Annotated in this window: 20 protein-coding genes; 13 read left to right on the forward strand and 7 right to left on the reverse strand. The window is 59.8% G+C overall.

Translation table 11 applies throughout. The features are described 5' to 3' along the window. Positions 1-78: 78 nt before the first annotated feature. Both serA and Q0792_RS12710 read right to left on the reverse strand, forming a co-directional pair. Positions 79-1,674 (reverse strand): phosphoglycerate dehydrogenase, encoded by a 1,596-nt coding sequence (serA, locus tag Q0792_RS12705; protein WP_298841008.1) that lies wholly within the window; start codon positions 1,672-1,674, stop codon positions 79-81. Positions 1,675-1,736: 62 nt separating this feature from the next. Then, complete coding sequence (locus Q0792_RS12710) at positions 1,737-2,891, reverse strand: phosphoserine transaminase (RefSeq protein WP_298841010.1); 1,155 nt, start codon at positions 2,889-2,891, stop codon at positions 1,737-1,739. 158 nt (positions 2,892-3,049) lie between these two features. Here Q0792_RS12710 and serB point away from each other — a divergent pair, with 158 nt between their 5' ends. After that, positions 3,050-3,928, forward strand: a complete 879-nt coding sequence (serB, locus tag Q0792_RS12715; RefSeq protein ID WP_298841012.1) for a phosphoserine phosphatase SerB — start codon at positions 3,050-3,052, stop codon at positions 3,926-3,928. A 57-nt stretch (positions 3,929-3,985) separates the two neighbouring features. After that, positions 3,986-4,300, forward strand: coding sequence for a hypothetical protein (locus Q0792_RS12720; RefSeq protein WP_298841016.1), 315 nt, complete (start codon positions 3,986-3,988; stop codon positions 4,298-4,300). Here Q0792_RS12720 and Q0792_RS12725 read toward each other — a convergent pair whose 3' ends face one another. Then, entirely contained in the window at positions 4,301-5,281 is a 981-nt protein-coding gene (locus tag Q0792_RS12725; RefSeq protein WP_298841019.1) for an asparaginase, read from the reverse strand. A gap of 175 nt (positions 5,282-5,456) precedes the next feature. On the opposite strand from Q0792_RS12725, the gene Q0792_RS12730 reads away from it, so the two are divergent. From Q0792_RS12730 to Q0792_RS12740, 3 genes are all read left to right on the forward strand, one after another. Then, positions 5,457-5,984 carry an invasion associated locus B family protein gene (locus Q0792_RS12730; RefSeq protein ID WP_298841021.1) on the forward strand — a complete coding sequence of 176 codons (528 nt, stop codon included), beginning with the start codon at positions 5,457-5,459 and terminating at the stop codon, positions 5,982-5,984. Between the two features lie 121 nt (positions 5,985-6,105). Continuing rightward, positions 6,106-7,290, forward strand: a complete 1,185-nt coding sequence (gene rlmN, locus Q0792_RS12735; RefSeq protein ID WP_298841024.1) for a 23S rRNA (adenine(2503)-C(2))-methyltransferase RlmN — start codon at positions 6,106-6,108, stop codon at positions 7,288-7,290. Next, positions 7,290-8,036 (forward strand): DsbA family protein, encoded by a 747-nt coding sequence (locus Q0792_RS12740; protein WP_298841027.1) that lies wholly within the window; start codon positions 7,290-7,292, stop codon positions 8,034-8,036. Before rlmN ends, Q0792_RS12740 begins: the two co-directional genes overlap by 1 nt. 6 nt (positions 8,037-8,042) lie before the next feature. Here Q0792_RS12740 and Q0792_RS12745 read toward each other — a convergent pair whose 3' ends face one another. Beyond that, positions 8,043-8,891 carry a TIGR00730 family Rossman fold protein gene (locus Q0792_RS12745; protein ID WP_298841030.1) on the reverse strand — a complete coding sequence of 283 codons (849 nt, stop codon included), beginning with the start codon at positions 8,889-8,891 and terminating at the stop codon, positions 8,043-8,045. A 168-nt stretch (positions 8,892-9,059) separates the two neighbouring features. Between Q0792_RS12745 and dapD the strand changes: the two genes are divergently transcribed. From dapD to Q0792_RS12760, 3 genes are all read left to right on the forward strand, one after another. Next, positions 9,060-9,887, forward strand: coding sequence for a 2,3,4,5-tetrahydropyridine-2,6-dicarboxylate N-succinyltransferase (dapD, locus tag Q0792_RS12750; RefSeq protein WP_298841034.1), 828 nt, complete (start codon positions 9,060-9,062; stop codon positions 9,885-9,887). Positions 9,888-9,990: 103 nt separating this feature from the next. After that, positions 9,991-10,902: a hypothetical protein gene (locus Q0792_RS12755; protein ID WP_298841036.1), complete on the forward strand. Its 912-nt coding sequence runs from the start codon at positions 9,991-9,993 to the stop codon at positions 10,900-10,902. 9 nt (positions 10,903-10,911) lie between these two features. Further along, positions 10,912-11,253: a hypothetical protein gene (locus tag Q0792_RS12760; protein ID WP_298841039.1), complete on the forward strand. Its 342-nt coding sequence runs from the start codon at positions 10,912-10,914 to the stop codon at positions 11,251-11,253. Positions 11,254-11,262: 9 nt separating this feature from the next. Here Q0792_RS12760 and Q0792_RS12765 read toward each other — a convergent pair whose 3' ends face one another. Then, positions 11,263-12,357, reverse strand: coding sequence for a Hint domain-containing protein (locus Q0792_RS12765; RefSeq protein ID WP_298841042.1), 1,095 nt, complete (start codon positions 12,355-12,357; stop codon positions 11,263-11,265). Next, entirely contained in the window at positions 12,358-13,941 is a 1,584-nt protein-coding gene (locus Q0792_RS12770) for a Hint domain-containing protein (RefSeq protein WP_298841044.1), read from the reverse strand. 222 nt (positions 13,942-14,163) lie between these two features. Between Q0792_RS12770 and dapE the strand changes: the two genes are divergently transcribed. Genes dapE through rnr form a run of 3 tightly spaced genes read left to right on the forward strand, consistent with a single transcriptional unit; the run spans position 14,164 to position 18,166 of the window. Further along, entirely contained in the window at positions 14,164-15,309 is a 1,146-nt protein-coding gene (gene dapE, locus Q0792_RS12775) for a succinyl-diaminopimelate desuccinylase (RefSeq protein ID WP_298841047.1), read from the forward strand. Continuing rightward, positions 15,306-15,905: a TIGR04282 family arsenosugar biosynthesis glycosyltransferase gene (locus tag Q0792_RS12780; RefSeq protein WP_298841049.1), complete on the forward strand. Its 600-nt coding sequence runs from the start codon at positions 15,306-15,308 to the stop codon at positions 15,903-15,905. The genes dapE and Q0792_RS12780 overlap by 4 nt, the downstream gene beginning before the upstream one ends. Positions 15,906-15,910: 5 nt before the next feature. Further along, the gene (gene rnr, locus Q0792_RS12785) at positions 15,911-18,166 is read left to right on the forward strand and encodes a ribonuclease R (protein WP_298841053.1); all 2,256 of its coding nucleotides are present in this window, start codon (positions 15,911-15,913) and stop codon (positions 18,164-18,166) included. On the opposite strand, the gene Q0792_RS12790 is transcribed toward rnr, so the two are convergent. Beyond that, the gene (locus Q0792_RS12790) at positions 18,163-18,855 is read right to left on the reverse strand and encodes a glutathione S-transferase family protein (RefSeq protein ID WP_298841056.1); all 693 of its coding nucleotides are present in this window, start codon (positions 18,853-18,855) and stop codon (positions 18,163-18,165) included. The two genes, rnr and Q0792_RS12790, sit on opposite strands and share 4 nt — an antisense overlap. Positions 18,856-18,936: 81 nt before the next feature. On the opposite strand from Q0792_RS12790, the gene Q0792_RS12795 reads away from it, so the two are divergent. Together Q0792_RS12795 and Q0792_RS12800 are read left to right on the forward strand one after the other, a co-directional pair. After that, complete coding sequence (locus tag Q0792_RS12795) at positions 18,937-19,656, forward strand: YafY family protein (RefSeq protein ID WP_298841059.1); 720 nt, start codon at positions 18,937-18,939, stop codon at positions 19,654-19,656. Between the two features lie 72 nt (positions 19,657-19,728). Continuing rightward, positions 19,729-21,081 (forward strand): lytic murein transglycosylase, encoded by a 1,353-nt coding sequence (locus tag Q0792_RS12800; RefSeq protein WP_298841060.1) that lies wholly within the window; start codon positions 19,729-19,731, stop codon positions 21,079-21,081. The last annotated feature ends 1 nt before the right edge of the window (position 21,082 follow it).

Here is a 21,082-nt window from a genome sequence, read left to right on the forward strand (position 1 = left end):
CGTCATGCCGCATAAGCGCAAAAATGAAAAGGCGCCCGCTGTAAAACGGGCGCCTCTGATCTGTGGCAGGTTGTCCCGTCAGGCGACGTCAAACTGCAGCGGTTTGATCTGCGTAAAAAGACCCGTTTCCGCGAGTTTTGCGCGTGCCTCGGCGGGGACAGGCTCGTCCACATAGAGAAGGGCGATGGCCTCGCCACCGGCTGCAGCACGACCCAGAGTAAAGTTCGCGATGTTCACACCGTTGTCGCCCATGGTCTGGCCCAGGGCCCCGATGATACCCGGCACGTCCGTGTTGGTCGTGTAGAGCATATGCGCACCGATTTCAGCGTCGATGTTGATGCCTTTGATCTGAATAAAGCGCGGTTTGCCATCCGAGAAGACGGTGCCCGCAACGGAGCGTTCGCGCTTGGACGTGACCACCGTCACCTTGATGTACCCGTCAAATGCACCGGACTTTCCCTGGTTGGTTGTTGAGACCTGAATGCCGCGCTCCTGAGCGATAACTGGCGCAGAGACCATGTTCACGTCCGGATTGACCTTTTTCATGATGCCCGCAATCACGCTGCAGTTCAGCGCCTGCAGGTTCATTTCAGCGACGGTTCCGTCGTAAAGAATATTGATCGCCTTAATCGGCTCGTCCGTCATCTGACCGATGAACGCACCCAGATGACCCGACAGGCTGACCCAGGGGCCCATAACCTTGGCCTCTTCGGCGGTGACCGATGGCATGTTCAGCGCGTTCGTGACCGCACCGGTCAGCAGATAGTCCGACATCTGTTCGGCCACCTGCAGGGCTACGTTTTCCTGCGCTTCTGTCGTAGCGGCACCCAGGTGCGGTGTGCAGACCACGTTGGGCAGATTGAACAGCGGGTTTTCGTTTGCCGGTTCCTGGGCGAAAACATCAAATGCAGCACCAGCGACATGGCCCGATTTCAGCGCATCTGCGAGGGCTTCCTCGTCTACCAGGCCGCCGCGGGCACAGTTGATGATGCGCACACCCTTTTTGGTTTTCGCAATGGCGTCGCGGCTCAGGATGTTTGCCGTCTGATCGGTGAAGGGGACATGCAGTGTGATGAAGTCAGCACGTTTGAGCAGATCGTCCAGTTCGACCTTTTCAACCTTCATCTTGTCGGCTTTCTCCTGCCCGAGGAAGGGGTCATAGGCGATAACCTTCATGTTCAGACCACGGGCGCGGTCACAGACGATCCCACCGATATTGCCGGCACCGATAACACCCAGCGTTTTGCCGGTAAGCTCGGTGCCCATGAACTTCGACTTCTCCCACTTGCCGGCGTGGGTAGAGGACGAGGCCTCGGGGATCTGGCGTGCTACGGCGAACATCATCGCAATAGCGTGCTCGGCAGTGGTGATCATGTTGCCAAAGGGCGTGTTCATTACAATGATGCCCTTCTGTGAAGCGGCATCCTTGTCGATGTTATCGGTGCCGATCCCGGCGCGGCCGATGACTTTGAGGTTCGTGGCGGCAGCGATGATCTTTTCGGTCACTTTGGTGGCCGAGCGGATCGCCAGGCCGTCATAATCGCCGATGATCGCCGCCAGTTTTTCCTTGTCCTTGCCCACGTCGGGCTGGAAATCCACGTCGATGCCACGGTCGCGGAAAATCTGAACGGCGGCTTCCGAAAGTTTGTCGGAGATGAGTACTTTGGGGGCCATTTGGGGCTCCATTTCTGAATGTCGGTATTACGTCGGTGTTCTGTCGGGATCGCGTCGGCGGATTACGCCGACACGGCCAGGGCTTCGATCTCGGTCTCAAAGGCCCATGTCAGCCAGGGCAGCATCGCCTCGATGTCGGCGGTCTCGACCGTGCCACCACACCAGATCCGCAGACCGGCGGGCGCGTCACGATAGGCACCGATATCAAGGGCCGCATTCTCGTCTGCGAGCCGCTTCGCCACAGCTTTGGCAAAGGCGGCACCGTCCGTGATCCGGTCGTCGGTGAACTTCAGGCAGACGGATGTATTGGACCGTGTCGCCGGGTCCACAGCCAGGAAATCAATCCAGTCATGTGTCTCTGCAAAAGCGGAAATAGCCGCCGTATTGGCATCCGCCCGGGCAATCAGCCCCTGCAGGCCACCCACGGATTTCGCCCAGTCGAGCGCCAGCAGATAGTCCTCGACACAGAGCATTGACGGGGTGTTGATTGTCGCACCGGTAAAGATACCGTCGATCAGTTTGCCACCTTTGGTCAGGCGGAAAATCTTTGGCAGGGGCCAGGGTGGCGTATAGCTTTCCAGCCTTTCCACAGCGCGCGGGCTGAGGATCAGCATGCCGTGCGCGGCTTCGCCCCCCAGTACCTTTTGCCAGGAGAATGTCGTTACATCGAGCTTGTTCCAGGGCAGGTCCGCGGCAAAGGCTGCAGACGTCGCATCGCACAGGGTCAGCCCCGCGCGGTCTGATGGAATCACATCGCCCGAGGGCAGGCGTACGCCTGAGGTGGTGCCGTTCCAGGTAAAGCAGACGTCGTTATCATAGTTCAGCGCGGCCATGTCTACGATCTCGCCGTAGTCTGCTGTGTGCACGCTGTGCTCAATCTTCAGCTGTTTGGCTACGTCCGTGACCCAGCCCGCGCCAAAGCTCTCCCACGCGACCATTTCTGCCGGGCGTTCACCGAGCAGAGACCACATCGCCATTTCAAAAGCGCCGGTGTCAGAGGCAGGTACGATGCCGATTTTGTAATCTGCCGGCACGCCGAGTATCTCGCGCGTGGTTTCAATCGCGGCGAGCAGCTTTGCCTTGCCGGGCGCGGCGCGGTGTGACCGGCCCAGGGGGGCAGATGCCAGACGGCTCAGATCGTATGCGGGGGGTTTGGCACAGGGGCCTGATGAAAAACGCGGATTTTCCGGCCGCGTGGCCGGTTGTTGTATAGCCATTGATGCTATCCTTCCAGATATGCGCCCTTCGTTGGGGAAGGGTGTCCCACGGACGGACTTAAGGGGCGCTGCTGTCTGGTGCAATCACAAAAAGGCGTCTAATACGTCGCCGGGTCGTGTTTTTGCGACATGCTGGTTGCGGATCGGAAACTACAGAGATGTTTACAGTCACCCTGATGTCCGCGCCGGAAGCCCGCGCACTGGACGCCCATGCCGTCGATGCGCTGCGCAATGCCTGGGGCGGGGGCGATGCGCTCTGGCTCGCGCCCGATGTTGCGGCGGAATTCGGCATGGCGGAGGTGCCGTCAAACCGGTGGGACGTCTGGGCGGATCTGCAGCAGATGGGCCTGGATCTGATCGTTCAGCCAACCGACGGTCGCCGCAAGCGCATGTTGCTGGCGGATATGGACAGCACAATGATCCGGCAGGAATGTATCGATGAACTGGCGGACGAGGCCGGTGTCGGCGATCGGGTCAAAGACATCACGGCCCGTGCCATGAATGGTGAGCTGGATTTCAATGATGCGCTGCGTGAACGTGTCGGATTGCTCAAAGGGCTGCCCGTCAGCATCATCGACGAGGTCCTGGCTGAGCGGATCGAATTTATGCCGGGCGGTCGCACACTTCTCGCAACCATGAAGGCACATGGCGGTTACGCGGCCCTCGTCTCTGGCGGATTCACAGCCTTTACCAGTGCTGTGGCGAACGAACTGGGATTTGATGAGAACCGGGCGAACACGCTGCTGACCGATGGCGATGTGCTGAGCGGCGCAGTCGGCACACCGATCCTTGGCAAACAGGCCAAAGTCGACGCGCTGAACGAGATCACCGCGCGTCTGGGCCTTACACCTGCAGATGTGATCGCCGTGGGCGATGGCGCCAATGATCTGGGCATGCTTGGCCTCGCTGGAACGGGGGTTGCGCTGCATGCAAAACCCAGCGTCGCAGCGCAGTGCGATGTGCGGATCAACCACGGTGATCTGACCGCGCTTTTGTACCTGCAGGGCTATGCCCAGGCGGATTTCGTCACACCCTGAACCGCGACTCACCCGATCTGTGTTATGATGGCTGCAGCCAAACAGGGAGGGAACACTATGCCACAGTACATTTTCGCCTATCACGGCGGGACGATACCCGAGACCAAGGAAGCGGGCGAAAGGGCCATGGCCGCATGGCAGTCCTGGTTCGAGGGCATGGGGCCGGCGGTCGTTGTACCGGGCAACCCGGTCGGTATGTCAAAAACGGTGACGGCCACCGGTGTTGAGGACAATGGCGGCGCGAACCCATTGTCCGGTTACACCGTGGTGTCAGCCGAAACGGTCGAAGACGCTGTTTCCATGGCCAAAGGCTGTCCGATGGTTGCTGACGGTTCCGGATCTGTTGAGGTCGCCGAAGTCATCGAGATGTGATCAGCGCAGTGTCTGCGCTGGTCGGATCCACCCCGTCTGACGGCCGGCCCGGTTGATGACGGGCGCATCCATGACCCGCAGTGTTTCAGCGTGATCAGGCTCTAACACGCCGAGTTTCACAAGGATTGAAGCGATTGTGCATTCCGATGCGCGCGTCGTACCGTCTGCGATCTTGAGCGCAACGCCCATCTTTTTCTCCGGGATGATCGCGGTGAAAAACCCTTCGGCGCCGGTTTTGATGGCAACCCTGCCGCCCATTGCGCGCATCAGGCCGGTGCAGGCGCGGCCTTCGCCAGCGACGAGTTCGGGGTGCAGACACATGGCTTCCCGCAGGCGCGCTTCCGCGCTGCCTTCGGAACTTGCTGCGAAATGCGCCATGGCGCGGGCCATACCGTGCAGGCTGCTGGCAAAATTTGGTGCCGAACACCCGTCGGTCCCGTATCCCGGTGACGTTTCACCCGTTACCCTTTCAAAGGATTCCAGAACCGCCTGCTGAACAGGATGCGCTTTGTCGATGTACTCTGTTCCACCGCTCAGATGCTGGTTGAGCGTCAGGAAACCCGCGTGTTTACCAGAGCAGTTGTTGTGCTGCTGGCAGGGGGCCTGACCCGCACAGATCAGCCCGTTCCGGGCGGGCAGATCCGTCGGTTCCTGAGGGCCACAGCGCAGCGCATCGTCATCAAGCCCCAGCGTTTCGAGCCAGTCCGCGACCCTGTCAGTGTGGATGGCAGCCCCAGTGTGCGAGGCGCAGGCAAGCGCCAGGTGCTCGGTTGTAAGACCGGCCCTGTCTGCCGCGCCGGAGGTAATCAGCGGCAGGGCCTGGATCATTTTCGACGAACTGCGCGACAGCACGATGGCATCGGGATCGCCCCAGGCTTTGACAATATCTCCTGACGCGTCACAGACCACTGCATGGCCGGCATGGACGCTTTCGACGAAATCGCCGCGCCAGATTTCTGTCATCACTACAGGTTGAGTCATTTTTTCCTTCACTTTCCAGCGAAAAGCTGCTGATCGGTCTTTCAGCCGATGTGCAATTCGCGTTATTGTGGTTCTTGTCGGGAAGAACAACCGGGCTGGCAAGAGAGCGTACCGAAAAAACGGCGCCGTCAGATCCTGAAACACTTGAGGTCAGATACGGCTGGAGGCTGTAAACATGCGGAATTCAATTGCTATTTTAGGTTTTGCTGCATCGCTTGCGATGGTTGCGGCCGGCGCGTCGGCGCAGGAGCAGAGCAGCAACCGTGTAGCGACCAAGACAGACTGGAATGTGTTCGTCGAAGATAATCCAAAGGAATGCTGGGGCGTATCGGTACCAACCGAGACCGTAAACACACGGGATGGGCGTGTTGTTGCAGCCAACCGCGGCCAGATTCTGCTGATGGTGTCGTATCAGCCGGGTGCCAGCGTTGCAGGTCAGGTTTCGTTTACCGGCGGGTATCCGTTCCGGGATGGCAGCCAGGTCAGTGTCAATATCGGGGGCACCGAGTTCTCGATGTTCACCGAGGGAGAATGGGCCTGGCCCGCGAGCCCGTCGGATGACGCCAAAATCGTCAGTGCGATGAAACGGGGTGCCAATGCAGTTGTCACCGGCGTATCAAGCCGTGGAACGACCACCAAAGACACGTTTTCGCTGCTTGGCTTTACGGCTGCTGTCGAGGACGCGGAGCAGCGCTGCTCCTGATCAGCGACAGCAGTCAGACCTGATGGCCCGCGACACGTAAACAAGTGCGCGGGCTTTTCCTTTTGTATTGTGCTGAAACCACTATATAGAGGCGCATCCAAGCCAACCCGGGATCAATCAGATGTCTGCCACCGCGCCGATCACACAGGACGTACATACCATTCCGCGCAAACTGCCGGAAGGGCCGGTCAATCTTGTCGGGCTCACGCGCCAGGCGATGCGCGAGGCACTGATTGAGGCTGGCACACCTGAAAAGCAGGCAAAGATGCGCACAGGCCAGATCTGGCAGTGGATTTACCAGTGGGGTGTGCGGGATTTCGACGCGATGACCAATCTGGCCAAAGCGTACCGCGCTGATCTGAAAGAAAAGTTTGTGATCGAGGTGCCAGAAGTGGTGACCCGCAAGGTCAGCGATGACGGCACGCGCAAATACCTCGTGCGGATTGCCGGAGGGCATGAAGTCGAGGTCGTATACATTCCCGAGGAGGGGCGTGGCACCCTGTGCATTTCAAGCCAGGTGGGCTGCACGCTGACTTGTTCGTTCTGCCATACAGGCACGCAGAAGCTGGTACGCAACCTTACGGCTGGTGAAATTATCGGCCAGGTCCTGGTGGCCCGCGATGATCTGGGCGAGTGGCCGGAGCCGGGTGCGCCAAAGAACGAAACGCGCCTGCTCAGCAACATCGTTCTGATGGGCATGGGCGAGCCGCTTTATAACTTTGAGAACGTGCGCGACGCGATGAAGATCGCGATGGACGAAGAGGGTATTCAGCTCTCGCGCCGCCGGATTACGCTGTCTACCTCCGGCGTGGTGCCCGAGATCGAACGCACCGCGGACGAGATCGGCTGTCAGCTGGCCGTGAGTTTCCATGCAACGACGGACGAGGTGCGCGATAAACTCGTGCCGATCAACAAACGGTGGAACATCGAGACCCTGCTGGAGGCTTTGCGCACGTATCCGCGCGGTCGCAACTCCGAGCGGATCACCTTCGAATACGTGATGCTCGACGGTGTGAACGACAGCGACGAGGATGCGCACCGCCTGATCAGACTGATCGAAGGGATCCCGGCCAAGATCAACCTGATCCCGTTCAACGAATGGCCGGGCGCACCGTACAGGCGGTCGTCGAACAACCGTATCCGGGCCTTCGCAAATATCGTCTATCAGGCGGGGTATGCGTCACCGATCCGGACGCCGCGCGGTGAAGATATCATGGCCGCCTGCGGACAGTTGAAATCCGCAACGGAACGCGCGCGCAAATCCCGCCGCCAGATCGAAGCCGAAGCGGGTCTGGCAGGCCGCTAATGCGCCGCCGTGATGCGCTGGTAATCGGCGGATTTGTCGCCGCCGCTGTTGCCCTGCCGCCTGTGCTGCGCCGTCTGCCATCAGAGTTCGAATTTTCGCCGGTGTCCGGTTTTGATGGTTTCAGGCGTGTCAGGGGTGGATCGGTGTCATCCGGGAATGTGGCGCTTATCGGTCTTGATGATCGCCTGCCAGCACCGGCTGATCCGCCGCTGAAAGCGCTGGAAAACCCATGTTTGTCTCTGTTTGGTCCTCAGGGATGGACGCAGTCCAGAGTGCCTGTTGCGGTATTCAGTGATTTTAACTGTCCTTATTGCAAGACCCTTGATGAACGTCTTGTAGCCCTGGAAACTGAAGGTGCACCGATACGTCTGGTCTGGCACGAAATGCCTCTGCTCGGGCAGGGGTCCTACAGGTCGGCGCGTGCAGCTGTTGCCGCAACGTTTCTCGGAGCGGGCGATGCAGCGCGCGCGTACCTGTGGCATCACAACCTGCCGCCAGGACCGGCTGCGCTGGGCCGTATGGCCGAGGCGCTGGGGTTGTTGCCGGACATGCTGCGCCGCGAGTTCGACAGCCAGCGGGTGATCAACAAACTGGCGCTGGGCCTTGAGCTGGGCGGCCGGCTGGGCATTCCGGGCACGCCGGGCACCGTGATCGGACGCACTCTGGTCGTGGGCGCCATCCGCCCGCCTGATCTGGACCGGCTGATCAGAATGGAACTCGAGGAAGGCCCGCTTGCCTGTACGTGAGATCTCTCAGCTGCGCCCCGGCAGGCTGTCGCGCGCAGGAGCCTCGCCCCAGGTCTCGATCAGCTCCATCGCATCAGCCGCGCTCTCGACAAACCGGAACAGCTGCAGATCCTCATCGGAAATTGTCCCTGCATCTGCCAGCGCGTCCCAGTTGAGAATTTTTTCCCAGAAGGCCTGACCAAAGAGCAGCACAGGCACGCGCTGCATGCGCCCGGTCTGGATCAGCGTCAGTGTCTCAAACAGTTCGTCCAGCGTGCCGAAACCACCCGGGAACACGCAGATCGCGCGCGCGCGCATGAGAAAGTGCATTTTGCGGATCGCAAAGTAGTGGAAGTTGAAACAGAGCTCGGGCGAGACATACTCATTGGGTGCCTGCTCATGTGGCAGGACAATATTCAGGCCGATAGAATGGCCCCCCGCATCCTGAGCACCGCGGTTACCCGCCTCCATGACACCCGGACCGCCACCCGTGACGACCACATTCTCCCGCCCGTCACTTTCCAGGCTTCTGACGGTCATCAGCCGCGCGAACTCGCGGGCTTCATCATAGAAATGAGACAGCTCTGCCAGCGTTTTCGTGCGTGCCTTGTCCTTGTCCACGGGGCGCGGGATACGCGCGCCGCCAAAGAGGACAATCGTGCTGGCGATGTTATGTTCATCAAGCAGCATTTCAGGCTTCAGCAGCTCGAGCTGCAGCCGGACGGGTCGCAACTCCTCGCGACACATGAAATCCTGATCTGTAAAGGCGAGGCGATATGCAGAAGCCCGGGTCTGCGGTGTGTCGGGCACTGTGAGCGCTGCGTCACGGTCCGTGTGCGCATCGCGCAGGGGGTGTTTATGGCGTCGTTCCGTCATCGTATTCTCCGAAATTCCGGTTGCCCACAGGGGCGCATGTCAGGCCGTCTTATGCAATGGGCCGGGATCATTCTTCACGGCTCTGTGCTTTTCGCGAACGATTGCACAGCCGGGTCCGGCCTTGTATAGGCCCGACAACCTGAAATTTTCATAAAACGGAGACTGCCCATGTCCAATGCACAGCTCGAAGCCGCGATCGAATCTGCCTGGGAGTCCCGCGACACGATTACGCCGGCGACAACCGGCGAGACCCGTGATGCGATCGAAGACACGCTCGCCGCTCTGGACAGCGGTACGCTGCGCGTCGCGGAAAAGCAGGGCAGTGGCGACTGGCATGTAAACCAGTGGGCCAAAAAGGCTGTCCTGCTGGGGTTCCGGATCAAGGACATGGAAATGCAGTCCGGCGGTCCGCAGGGGTCCGGCTGGTGGGACAAGGTCGACAGCAAATTTGCAGGCTGGGGCGATGACGAGTGGAAAGCCGCCGGTTTCCGCGCGGTGCCGAACTGTGTGGTCCGCAAATCAGCTTTCATCGCGCCGGGCGTGGTGCTGATGCCGTCTTTTGTAAACCTGGGCGCCTATGTGGACGAGGGCACAATGGTTGATACCTGGGCCACTGTTGGTTCCTGTGCGCAGATCGGTAAAAACGTGCATCTGTCCGGCGGGGTCGGCATTGGCGGCGTTCTGGAGCCGATGCAGGCAGGTCCGACCATCATCGAGGACAACTGCTTTATCGGTGCTCGGTCTGAAGTGGTCGAGGGATGCATCGTGCGCGAGGGTTCCGTGCTGGGCATGGGCGTGTTCATCGGCAAATCGACCAAGATCGTCGACCGTGAAACAGGTGAATTCACCTACGGTGAAGTCCCCGCAGGGTCGGTCGTGGTTGCAGGTTCCATGCCATCGAAAAACGGCGTGAACCTCTATTGCGCCGTGATCGTGAAAAAGGTGGACGCACAGACCCGTTCCAAGACGTCGATCAACGAGTTGCTGCGCGACTAAGGTAAATGCGGATTAAGACCTGGGGCAGAGCTGCCCCAGGATTTCCCGGTAATCGCCGGGGACGTGAACTATTCCGGCCAGGATGCCTGTTTAAGCAGGGCTCATGCGCCAGACAGCTCCACAGATATCCTTTCCCGTCCTGCAGGTAACTGCTGACCTGCGTTCGATCGCTGCGACCGGTTTTGGCGAGCTCTCGGCTCTTATGAAACCGGGTGTAAAACCCATTCTCCGAAAGGTCATCTTTGACCAGCGCTGCTGCTTGCGGCCTGCGGATGCCAGGCTGATCCACGGAGATCTGATGAATTTTGCGGCCTCACCTGATCGCGGTATCGGACCGTTTATGACTGCAACCGCACTGCTGATCGCAGATCGTTTGCAGGGGGGCGCTGGCACGGACGATCTGTCGTCCAACTGGAAAAAGCTGCGGGACCGTTACCTTGAAGGCCCGTCGCCGGTACGTGCCACGCTGATGAATGGGTTCTGGCGATTGCAGGGCGTGCACCGCGCCACGCCCGAACAGCGCGTCCCTGCGCGCGATCTGATGACCTATGATGCCGAAGACCTGGAGCGGTTGCTGCGCCGCATTGCCCGCTCCATGACGCCCGAGATCCGGGATAACGTCTGCGCCCTGGCTGAATGTGAAACGGTTGAGGTCCATCGCCGCGCGCTGGATAATTGTCTGGACGGCAGCTGTGTCCTGTCAGAATTCGGCGACTGGTTTCCGGGTCAGGTCGTCGAAAAGGCCTCGCTGACCCCGGACCATCCGGGCTATGCGGGCTGTACGGCGCTTGTCCTGCTGGACGCGATCGAAACACGGGACGCGAACGAAAAAATGGCTTTTCGCTGGCAGGAGCAGGCAGAAAGGTATCTGCGGATGCGGCCCGAATTTCGCTTGCCGATCGTTGCGGGCGTGCGCCATCTGCACGAGATGTTCTTTGACTGGCAGCCTTATGGTGGCTGGAGCGCTGAAGAGCTCATGGAAAAAGCCGTTGTGGTGCCATTCGCCAAACACTAACAACGGTGCATGGCATCTGATAAAAAAACTTCCCGCCAGCAGGTTTATACACTGCTCGTCCAGATCGGGCGCAAGGAAGGCGACGGTCTGCCGGACAAGGCAACAGGCGCAGGGCTGATTGTGTTTGCCAGCGGTGTCGATGAAGCAGAGGCCGTACGGGAAACGGTTGCTGTCCTCAAACAGGCCGAGGCTGCACCCTTGGATGTTACAGGCTATGGCACGCTCGAAGAACGTCTTGTCGAGGGGCACGACATCGGAGATGAGGAACGCCTGCTGATGCAGCGCGCGCTGGATGAAAACGCGGTGATCATCGCCCAGATGGAACCGTTTTTCGACACAGCGGAAGGCTGAAACCAGACCTCAGGCAGCCCGCTGGCGCGCAAGATGAATGGCCTCGAACCATCTCAGAACGCGATAGGATGGCCTGCCATGTTCCGGCAGCATATTGCGTTCAAAACCTGACAGCAGCGTGTGGCGCAGACGCTCAGGATACCTGCGGATACGCCCGATACAGAGACTTTCCATCGCTGTGCCGGCAACCATCAGCGCCTCGTGGCCCGGCAGGATCAGCTGGCAATAGGTGCGCGTCGGGCCGGTCACCTGAGCGCGCGCCGCAAAGCCGTTGAGAAGGTGTCGCGCCGGTACCAGCACAGCCTCTTCGCCAAACAGATATTCAACTTCCGGGCCGTCGATGACCAACCGCTGATCCGGCGTGGTCACAACATCATCGCGCAGGCCGAAATAGGGCGCACGCAGTCGGACGGGCGCAAAACTGCCGCGGGCAGGCATCTGGCGTGAAACGGTCTGCAGTACCGGGATGACGTCGCCATCCCGCGATATCACCGTAACCCCTCTGCGCAGTGTTGCCACCGGCCGGTACCCATCCGGGGTCGCAACCATGGCATCCGCATCAAGACCAGGGACGGGCCCGACTTCTTCGAGGCGGTCAGACAGGGCTGCGAAAACCATATCGCCAGCAAAGACACAGTCGCCACGGCCCATCAGCATGTCGCGCAGATCCTGCAGCAGGAACGGCCGCACACCGGGGACATCCACAGTGGTGATCTGGTCCTCTTCGGGGCGCTCGACGGTAAGCCGCGCAACCCCGCGCAGCGTGTCCCAGGCAAAGGTCACGCGCAGTACATCCGTACGCGCGGGAACACTGTGGGTCAGCGCCGCATGGGCAATATCTCCGCCGTGAACCTGGACCAGAACGACACCCCCACCGGGGACTGCCTGGAAACTCAGGCTGCGTTGCTCCGGCCAGCTGCGATTGAACGACAGCAACACCTGGGGTGCACCGTCCGGTGACAGCCGGGTTTCAAAAAGAAGACTGCCGCGTGTCATCAGAAAATCCGGATCATCGGGGTACAGGCGCCTGTCCGCATTGTCCGCGCCGATGCCCCGCAGGGAAAAACGCCGCTCTTTCTGATCTGCGAGTGCGAGCCACGTCATTCAGGCGACCTCGTGTGCGGCGCGCCAGAGAGCGGCCTCGTATTTTTTGAGAACCGGTCGCGCAGCAGGACCGTACCCTGATCCTGTTTCAGGCTCCAGTTCAGGAAAAAGCGCGCAGATCTCTGCTATTGCCTCTTCTTCAAAAACAGTACGTGCCTGGGGTCCCGGCAGGAAACTTTCCGTCGCCAGTCCTTCGGAAAAGATCACCTGGTGGCGGTCAAACAGCAGATGCACATAGGTGACAAACCCACCCGGACGCCGGCTGATGCTGGTGCCGTTCACCAGATCTTTTGCTGCGACAAGGACTTCGTGCTCGCCAAACAGCAGCTCGGCCTGCGCATCTTTTAAGAGGACACGGTGCAGCGGCGAGACAACCAGATACCCGTGATCACCCAGGGTCCCGGGCCGGATATGCACCGGCGCAAAGTCGCCTTCTGCAGATACCCGGCGCGTGCCGCTCCAGCGCAGGGGCTGCGCCCCGTCATCAGCGGTAAGGACCAGATCGCCGGGGCGCAGCCGCTCTGCAGGAACGTCGCCCAGAGGAGTTGCGATCATCGTGCCCGCCTGGAAACAGGGCACAGAAGTCGCGTTTACATAGCCGACATCGGTCGTTTCGCCATTGGTGATCCCATAGGTGAAATTGAAAATCTCCTCGTCACCGTCGCCTGCAACATTGAGAGTACCGTCAGCGTTCAGGGTTACCTCCTGCCCTGTGGGCAGAATGATCGTATCACCGGCTGTCACAGCATTGCCGTTGATGTGGGTAATCGTCAGCGTGCCCGGACCATAGTTCTTATCATTGGCCAGGACATCGAGCGTTTTGACACCGTCGGCGAGGACGTTCACATCGTCCGAGACGGCGATGACCTCGGTCTGTACCGAGTTGCCGGCAATCAGCAGGTTGGAATCGTAGTTTGCATCCGACACATCGGCGATCCCGATGCGGACAGAATTTGTTTCGCCCGGATTGACGTTCATGGTCAGCGTAAGCGTGATCGTGAAACCATCCATCTCGGTATTGTAGCCGTCGTCCATATTTCCGACGAACATGTTGATGTTATTCGATGTATTTATGTTGCCCGGGTCAACATCGCCGTCCCCCACATCAATTTCCACCAGTGACCCGTTCACCCAGACGCCGACAAAATCCTGATAGATCGAATCCTGAAATTCCGGGTATTCCTCTGAAGAAAAGACGAACTGCATCGTCAGAAGATCGTTCTCCGGCACGAAATCCACATCGAGATACGCTCCATCAAAGGTTGTTGCGCCGGCAGCACTGTTAAACTGGCTGTCGTTGTTGAAACCTGATGTGTTCGTGGTGGTCTCGTTGCTCTGGTTTGAGCTTCCGCTGGAATTGGTAAAGTCCTGCGCGTTGCCGGTAGACAGGATGATCCCGCTGTCCCCGGGGGTCACGCCCGGGGATGTTGCATCTCCGTTGCTGTATATCCCGGCGGAATCGACGTCGCCGCGGTAGGTCGCGGACAGAACCTCGACCCCTTCGCCAAAGATTGCCTCTGCCATAGAGACAGCGGTGCTGCCTTCGCGGACTGTCTGAATGGGCAGTTCTGATGCCGCAACCATGCCTGTCGTCTCCGCACCTTCCGGGCATCCCCGCCCTTTTGTGCTGTTTTCTGTGACTGTCCTGGTCTTTTTGCCCGGATCGCGTCACGTCTGCTCTGTTTTATGGACGCTACCATGTGTCGTCTTCAGTTGTTAAGTAAATCTTAACACTTCCGCGACGGGCATTGCGCTTGCCTGGCATAGCTTTTAGCCCTCTGGGGTACGATAATACTGGAGAAAAATATGTCCCGGCCCGACCCCGTTGCTCTCACCGCCGACCTTGTGCGCTGCGCTTCTGTCACACCCGCAGACGAGGGCGCGCTGGACGTTCTGCAGACACTGCTGGAAGATGCTGGGTTCGAATGCACCCGTGTCGATCGCGGCGGTATCGCCAACCTGTTTGCGCGCTGGGGGAGCAGGGGACATGCGCGCACCTTTGGTTTCAATGGGCATACTGATGTAGTGCCGGTGGGTGACGAAGCCTCATGGTCTTCTCCGCCTTTCGCGGCCGAGATCCGCGACGGTGTGATGTATGGGCGCGGAACCACCGATATGAAATCAGGCGTGGCTGCGTTTGCTGCTGCCGCCGTTGAATTCGTCACGGAAACACCACCTGACGGTGCAATCATTCTAGCGATTACAGGGGACGAGGAAGGCGATGCAACCGATGGGACCACTGCATTGCTCGACTATATGGAGACAGCCGGCGAAAAGATGGATGTCTGTCTGGTGGGCGAGCCTACCTGTCCCTCTGTCATGGGCGAGATGATGAAAATCGGGCGGCGCGGGTCGATGACGGCCTGGGTCACAGTGACCGGAAAACAGGGCCATTCAGCCTATCCGCACCGGGCGCTCAACCCGCTGCCTGCGTTGGTTCGTCTGATGGACCGTCTGGCCAGCCATGAACTGGATCAGGGCACCGATCATTTCGATGCGTCGACGCTGGCGGTCGTAACCGTTGATACGGGAAATCCGGCGACAAATGTGATCCCTGCCGAATGCAGTGCAGCGGTGAATATCCGGTTTAACGACCTGCACAGCGGTGCGTCACTGAGTGACTGGATCAGAGACGAAGTCGCCAGAACAGAGACTGAATTTGGCGTAAAGACTGACCTCAGGATCAAAATTTCCGGCGAAAGTTTCCTGACGCCGCCCGGCCCGCTGTCTGACCTCGTGGCGGCTGCCGTCGAGCGCGAAACGGGTGTAAAGCCAGTGCTCTCGACAAGCGGTGGCACGTCTGATGCCCGGTTCGTGAAAAACCACTGTCCGGTCGTCGAGTTCGGGCTGGTGGGTCAGTCAATGCATCAGGTGGACGAACATGTGGATGTGGCGCATATCCGCCAGCTCAAGACGATCTACGCGCGTATCCTGCGGGACTATTTTGCATGAAAAAATACCTGGTCGTCATGGTCAAGGAGCCACGGCCGGGACGCGTGAAAACCCGGCTGGGTCGCGACATCGGCATGACTGCAGCGGCCTGGTGGTTCCGACATCAGACCCGCTCCCTGCTGCGGCGGCTGCGCGATCCGCGCTGGGAGCTGATCCTCGCTGTGGCGCCGGATGCCGAAGGGCTTCACAGCAGGGTCTGGCCCCGCGATCTGCCGCGCATACCACAGGGGCGCGGAAATCTCGGTGACCGGATGTCACGTGCACTGGCGCTTCCCTGTCGGGGTCCTGTCTGTATCATAGGTGCCGATATTCCCGGAATTGACCGCGCAAAGATTGCACGGGCTTTTACACTTCTGGGCGGATCTGACGCGGTACTCGGACCTGCGCCCGACGGGGGTTATTGGTTGATCGGCATGGCGCGCAGGCGGGCTTTGCCCACTGATCTTTTTGCGCGGGTACGCTGGTCTACGGAGTATGCGCTGTCTGATACTCTGGCGACACTGCCTGATATGCGCATCGCTTATGCAGACATGCTCGCAGATGTGGACACAGCCAGGGATTTGCGCATGACGTCCCGGAGTGCGCGTGTTACCTGAGGTGCATGACAAAAGTCCCCTCCAAGGCCGAAATACTCGACTGGATCACCGCAAACCCGGCGCTGACGGCAAAACGCGATATTGCCAAAGCCTTCGGTATCAAAGGTGCGGCCCGCATTGACCTGAAACGTGTGCTGCGAGAGCTGGAAGCCGAAGGGCATCTGGAAAGGCGCAAACGCAGCTATCAGGACCCGGATCGCCTGCCCCCCGTGGCAGTGCTGCAGGTCGCCGGGCCGGACGGCGATGGTGATCTTTTTGCCAGGCCTATGGAATGGCAGGGCGAAGGTGTCGAACCTGTTGTACTGATAATCCCGCGGGCGTCCGATCCGGCGCTGGGCGCTGGCGACCGTATTCTGGCGCGTCTGACACTGATCAAAGGCGAAGCGCACCACTATGAGGCGCGCATGATCAGAAGAATAGGGTCTAACCCCAGGCGGATACTCGGTGTTTTCCGGACCACGTCGGACGGCGGACGGATTGTCCCGATTGATAAAGGTTCCGACAGTGAATGGCTTGTTGCAGGTGACGCCACCCACGGTGCGAAAGACGGTGAACTGGTTGAGGCGGAGCTCGCAGGTCCCGCAGGGCGCATGGGTCGTCCGCGCGCGCGGGTGGTCGATCGCCTGGGGGACCCGTCCGCTCCAAAGGCGGTATCGCTGATTGCCATCCACGAACACGGTATCCCTGACAGTTTTCCCGATGATGTGGTGGCAGAGGCTGACAGGGCGGAGCCGCTGGGTCTGAAAGGTCGCGAGGACCTGCGGGACCTGCCTCTCATTACGATTGACCCGTCGGATGCCCGTGATCATGATGACGCCTGTTATGCGCATGCGGATGAGGATCCGGCAAATGAGGGCGGGCATATTGTCTGGGTCGCAATTGCGGACGTTGCCGCCTATGTGACGCCCGGGTCGGCGTTAGATCGCGAAGCACGCAAGCGCGGTAATTCCACTTATTTCCCTGACCGCGTGGTGCCGATGCTGCCAGACCGGCTGTCGGGTGACCTTTGCTCGCTGCACGAAGGTGTCCCACGTGCCTGTATCGCGGTGCGTATGCAGCTGGATGCAGCAGGAAACAAGCTGGGCCATACATTCCACCGTGGTCTGATGCGGTCGCCGGCGTCGCTGCACTACGAAGAGGTGCAGGAAGCAGTCAACGGGAACCCGAATGACCGTACCGGCCCTTTGACAGAGACTGTTTTAAAGCCGCTTTACGCTGCTTATGACGCGCTGGTCGCTGCGCGCCAACGCCGCCAGCCGCTGGATCTGGACCTGCCGGAACGGCGGATCATTCTGGATGACGATGGCACCGTCACGTCGGTCAGCTTCAAGGACCGCCTCGATGCGCATCGTCTGATCGAGGAGTTTATGGTCCTTGCCAATGTGGCTGCCGCTGAAACTCTGATTGAAAAACGCGTGCCGCTTCTGTTCAGGGTCCACGAAGAGCCCAGCCCCGAGAAACTGGAAGCATTGCGCGAAACGGCGCAGGCCAGCGGGTTCAGCCTTGCCAAAGGGCAGGTGCTGAAAACCGCGCATCTGAACAGATTGCTGAATGATGCCGCAGGCACGGACGAGGCCGAGCTGATTAACCTTTCGACGCTGCGGTCGATGACGCAGGCCTATTATGCACCGCAGAACCTGGGCCATTTCGGCCTCGCACTGCGCCACTATGCGCACTTCACCTCGCCCATCCGGCGATACGCCGACCTTATCGTGCACCGCGCGCTGATTGCAGCACATGGCTGGGGCAAAGACGGTCTGCGGCCCGAGGATTTTGACACGCTCGAAGAGACCGGGACGCATATTTCGGATACGGAACGGCGGTCTATGGTCGCCGAACGGGACACCACAGACCGCTACATGGCGGCCTTTCTGTCCGAACGGGTGGGCAACGAATTTACCGGCAGGATCAGCGGTATCGCGCGGTTCGGGGTCTTTGTGAAGCTGGATGAGACGGGCGCTGATGGCCTTGTGCCAATGCGTTCGATCGGACACGAATACTTTCATTTCGACCGTGAGGCCGGAACGCTGATGGGTTCTGACACCGGCATCATTATCAGTATCGGGCAGCGCGTCACGGTACGCCTGGCCGAGGCCGTACCAGTCACGGGTGGCATCGCTCTGGAACTTTTGTCGCTGGACGGGGCCGCGATGCCCCGCGGACGTCAGTCACCCGCGGGTCGGTCGCCCCGGCGCCGTGGCACCAAGGCCAGGACAAAAGCCGCAAAAACAAAGCGTAAGGTCAAACGCACCAGGCGCTAGCCCATCGCGCGTTCTGTGCGGTCGAGATAGCCCATCAGAACGGCATTGTCCTCGACGTAGCGCTTGAGCAGGGTCATTCCGGGTGTTGCACGTATCGCGCTCAGAACCGGAGCAACCGAGGCATCTGCCGATGTCGGGTGATCGCCAAAAAGGAATTCGCGGTGACGTACACGCGTCGTAATGGCGGCAATATCAGGCTCTATTCTGGCCATTCGCTGCACTTCATTGAGACGGCCCAGCCCCTGCGTCTTCATCCCAGCGAGTACTTTCGCGCGGAGCTGGCGCGTCACCAGACCCCGTACCAGTCCGGGTACACCGGCAAAATAGGTTTCGCGCACCACAGGCCAGACAGTCTCATCAGCCCAACGGTCGAGGACGAGATGAAAATACATATGTTCCTCTGCCATCCTGATGAAGGCACGCGAGACGGCCTTGTCGTCTTGAGACAGTCCCCGGTCAAAGTTGGCACCTCCGGCTTCGAGGTGCGCGCGAATCCCTTCGCTGTCCGGGATCAGACGGTCTTCGACGCGGATCACCGGCAGTTTCGAAAACGGCATCATCCGGGGATCGAGAGTATCTTCACGGCGCCACATGCGCCCCGACAGGTTCAGCAGCCAGGCGGCTTTGGTGCAGAAGGGGCTGGCAGAGAACTGTCCAAAGGCGGCGGGGTATGTCAGGAGATTGATCATTTCGGGAATCCTTTGCTCGGGGTCGCCAGAATAAGAAAGTGTCCTGACAGTTTCTGGCAGTACTTGTGATATGCTGACCACATGAGCAGAACACACCGCCTTTTTCAGATGATGCAGACGCTGCGGCGCCTGCCACCGCCCGTCACCGCAAACCGCCTGTCGGATGAGATGGGCATGTCATTGCGCACGATTTACCGCGATATCGAAGCGCTGCGGGGAATCGGGGCCGTTATCGATGGCGAAGCTGGCTTTGGCTACACACTCATCGAGGATGCGGCACTGCCTCCACTTGGCTTTGAGGATGACGAGCTCGAGGCACTGGTTCTGGGTCTGCGTGATGTGGCCGTGATTGCCGATCCGGCACTGGCGCAGGCCGCAACTTCAGCACTGGCGAAAATCCGGGCGCGCGTACCACCGCGCCAGGCGCACAGGTTGCAGCACGCGGTGCTCGATGCACACCGGTATGCGCCGAGACCTGACATTCAGGTTGATGTGGCAAAACTCCGCGAAGCAACATGGGACGAGGTCAGCGTGATCCTGACCTATACGGATGCCAAAGGCGTGGCGACCGAACGGCGTGTTGACCCGCTGGGATTTGTCTATCTCGACCGCAGTAATGTTCTCATGGCCTGGTGCCACCTGCGACACGATTTCCGGACATTCCGGCTCGACCGGATCAGCCACTTTGAGAGAACCGCCAATAGTTTCCGCCCGAAACGGGTGAGCATGTTGCGCGAACACCTGGAAAGGATCCGCTGCAACATCACAGAATCGGCAGAACACCGCACCCGCCCGGATTGAATTCTTTCTCTGACGCCCGGGATTCGTTAGAATGGGGTTAATTAAAAACGAACAGAGCAGCAGGATATCAACATGCAGTGTAAGATGTGGAGCGCAGGTATTTTAACCGCCGGTCTGGCCCTGACGGGCGTGGCAGAGGCTCAGAGCACCGGCCAGTCGCCGCGACCCGTCGTAAGGCCCGCATCTGTGTCTGAACCGGTTTTGCAGAACGCAGTACCTCTGATGGCGACGGCCGCCCGACCGAAACTCCGGCCTGCGACGCGCGGCGCGGGCAACCCCGAACCGGCGGTTGTTCAGGTCGCATCACCCGCCGGATTCGATCGCTGGGTACAGAATTTCCAGAGCCGCGCCCGGGCCCAGGGGATCAGCAATGCGACCCTGCAGTCTGCCTTTCGCAACGTGCGCTATGACCCCGACGTGATCAGACGGGACCGAAACCAGTCCGAATTTACCAAGACGATCTGGCAGTACCTCGACAGTGCGGTCTCTGACCGGCGTATCCGGAATGGCAAAGCCGCTCTTAAAGAGCACCGCCGGACACTTGAAGCGATTGAAAAGCGTTATGGCGTTGAAAAAGAGGTTGTTGTCGCCGTCTGGGGTCTGGAGAGCGGCTATGGGGTTTTCCGCGGCAGCAACGATGTCATCGGTTCGCTGGCAACACTGGCATTTGACGGGCGGCGCGGTGCCTTTTTCGAAGAGCAGCTTATTGCTGCGCTGAAGATCCTGCAGAACGGCGACACCAGTCCGCGCAACATGACCGGCAGCTGGGCAGGAGCGATGGGGCATACCCAGTTTATTCCGACCTCTTACCTTGCCTTTGCTGTTGATTTCGATGGCGACGGACGACGCGACATCTGGGCCGACGATCCGGTCGATGCGCTGGCCTCGACAGCCGCCTACCTGAATAAATCGGGCTGGAAAAAGGGCCAGCCATGGGGTGTCGAAGTACAGGTTCCCCGCGGGTTTGACTACTCGCAGGCCAACCGCAAGATCACCAAAACACCGGCGCAATGGGCGCGTCTGGGTGTGGTGGATATGAAGGGCCGTCAGGTGCCGAACCATGGCAGGGCGTCGTTACTGCTGCCTGCGGGCGCAGATGGTGTCGCGCTGCTGATCTTCAGTAATTTCCGGTCAATCGAGCGCTACAACGCGGCTGATGCCTATGTGATCGGGGTGGGTCACCTGAGCGACCGTATCCGTGGTGGCTCTGCCTTCAAAGCTGACTGGCCGGCTGATGGACGTGCTCTGACACGGGCCGAACGCCGGGAACTTCAGCAGAGGCTGACCCGGGCCGGTTTCAGTACGCAGGGGGTGGACGGGCGCATCGGACCAAATACGATTGCGGCAGTGCGCGCGTTTCAGAGGTCGCGCGGCCTTACGCCGGATGGGTATGCATCGTTGAGCCTGCTGGAGCGTCTTCGCTGAG

Origin of the sequence: uncultured Roseobacter sp., assembly GCF_947495025.1 — a bacterium.
Lineage (GTDB): Bacteria > Pseudomonadota > Alphaproteobacteria > Rhodobacterales > Rhodobacteraceae > Roseobacter.

What these genes read in the sequence shown, in the direction of transcription:
- Q0792_RS12795 (WP_298841059.1), top strand. Translation starts at nt 18,937, where the DNA reads ATGAGCAGAACACACCGCCTTTTTCAGATGATGCAGACGCTGCGGCGC.
- Q0792_RS12800 (WP_298841060.1), top strand. Translation starts at nt 19,729, where the DNA reads ATGCAGTGTAAGATGTGGAGCGCAGGTATTTTAACCGCCGGTCTGGCC.
- Q0792_RS12760 (WP_298841039.1), top strand. Translation starts at nt 10,912, where the DNA reads ATGGCATCTGATAAAAAAACTTCCCGCCAGCAGGTTTATACACTGCTC.
- Q0792_RS12740 (WP_298841027.1), top strand. Translation starts at nt 7,290, where the DNA reads ATGCGCCGCCGTGATGCGCTGGTAATCGGCGGATTTGTCGCCGCCGCT.
- Q0792_RS12720 (WP_298841016.1), top strand. Translation starts at nt 3,986, where the DNA reads ATGCCACAGTACATTTTCGCCTATCACGGCGGGACGATACCCGAGACC.
- dapD (WP_298841034.1), top strand. Translation starts at nt 9,060, where the DNA reads ATGTCCAATGCACAGCTCGAAGCCGCGATCGAATCTGCCTGGGAGTCC.
- serA (WP_298841008.1), bottom strand. Translation starts at nt 1,674, where the DNA reads ATGGCCCCCAAAGTACTCATCTCCGACAAACTTTCGGAAGCCGCCGTT.
- dapE (WP_298841047.1), top strand. Translation starts at nt 14,164, where the DNA reads ATGTCCCGGCCCGACCCCGTTGCTCTCACCGCCGACCTTGTGCGCTGC.
- Q0792_RS12730 (WP_298841021.1), top strand. Translation starts at nt 5,457, where the DNA reads ATGCGGAATTCAATTGCTATTTTAGGTTTTGCTGCATCGCTTGCGATG.
- Q0792_RS12770 (WP_298841044.1), bottom strand. Translation starts at nt 13,941, where the DNA reads ATGGTTGCGGCATCAGAACTGCCCATTCAGACAGTCCGCGAAGGCAGC.
- Q0792_RS12790 (WP_298841056.1), bottom strand. Translation starts at nt 18,855, where the DNA reads ATGATCAATCTCCTGACATACCCCGCCGCCTTTGGACAGTTCTCTGCC.
- Q0792_RS12725 (WP_298841019.1), bottom strand. Translation starts at nt 5,281, where the DNA reads ATGACTCAACCTGTAGTGATGACAGAAATCTGGCGCGGCGATTTCGTC.
- Q0792_RS12780 (WP_298841049.1), top strand. Translation starts at nt 15,306, where the DNA reads ATGAAAAAATACCTGGTCGTCATGGTCAAGGAGCCACGGCCGGGACGC.
- Q0792_RS12710 (WP_298841010.1), bottom strand. Translation starts at nt 2,891, where the DNA reads ATGGCTATACAACAACCGGCCACGCGGCCGGAAAATCCGCGTTTTTCA.
- serB (WP_298841012.1), top strand. Translation starts at nt 3,050, where the DNA reads ATGTTTACAGTCACCCTGATGTCCGCGCCGGAAGCCCGCGCACTGGAC.
- rlmN (WP_298841024.1), top strand. Translation starts at nt 6,106, where the DNA reads ATGTCTGCCACCGCGCCGATCACACAGGACGTACATACCATTCCGCGC.
- rnr (WP_298841053.1), top strand. Translation starts at nt 15,911, where the DNA reads ATGACAAAAGTCCCCTCCAAGGCCGAAATACTCGACTGGATCACCGCA.
- Q0792_RS12745 (WP_298841030.1), bottom strand. Translation starts at nt 8,891, where the DNA reads ATGACGGAACGACGCCATAAACACCCCCTGCGCGATGCGCACACGGAC.
- Q0792_RS12765 (WP_298841042.1), bottom strand. Translation starts at nt 12,357, where the DNA reads ATGACGTGGCTCGCACTCGCAGATCAGAAAGAGCGGCGTTTTTCCCTG.
- Q0792_RS12755 (WP_298841036.1), top strand. Translation starts at nt 9,991, where the DNA reads ATGCGCCAGACAGCTCCACAGATATCCTTTCCCGTCCTGCAGGTAACT.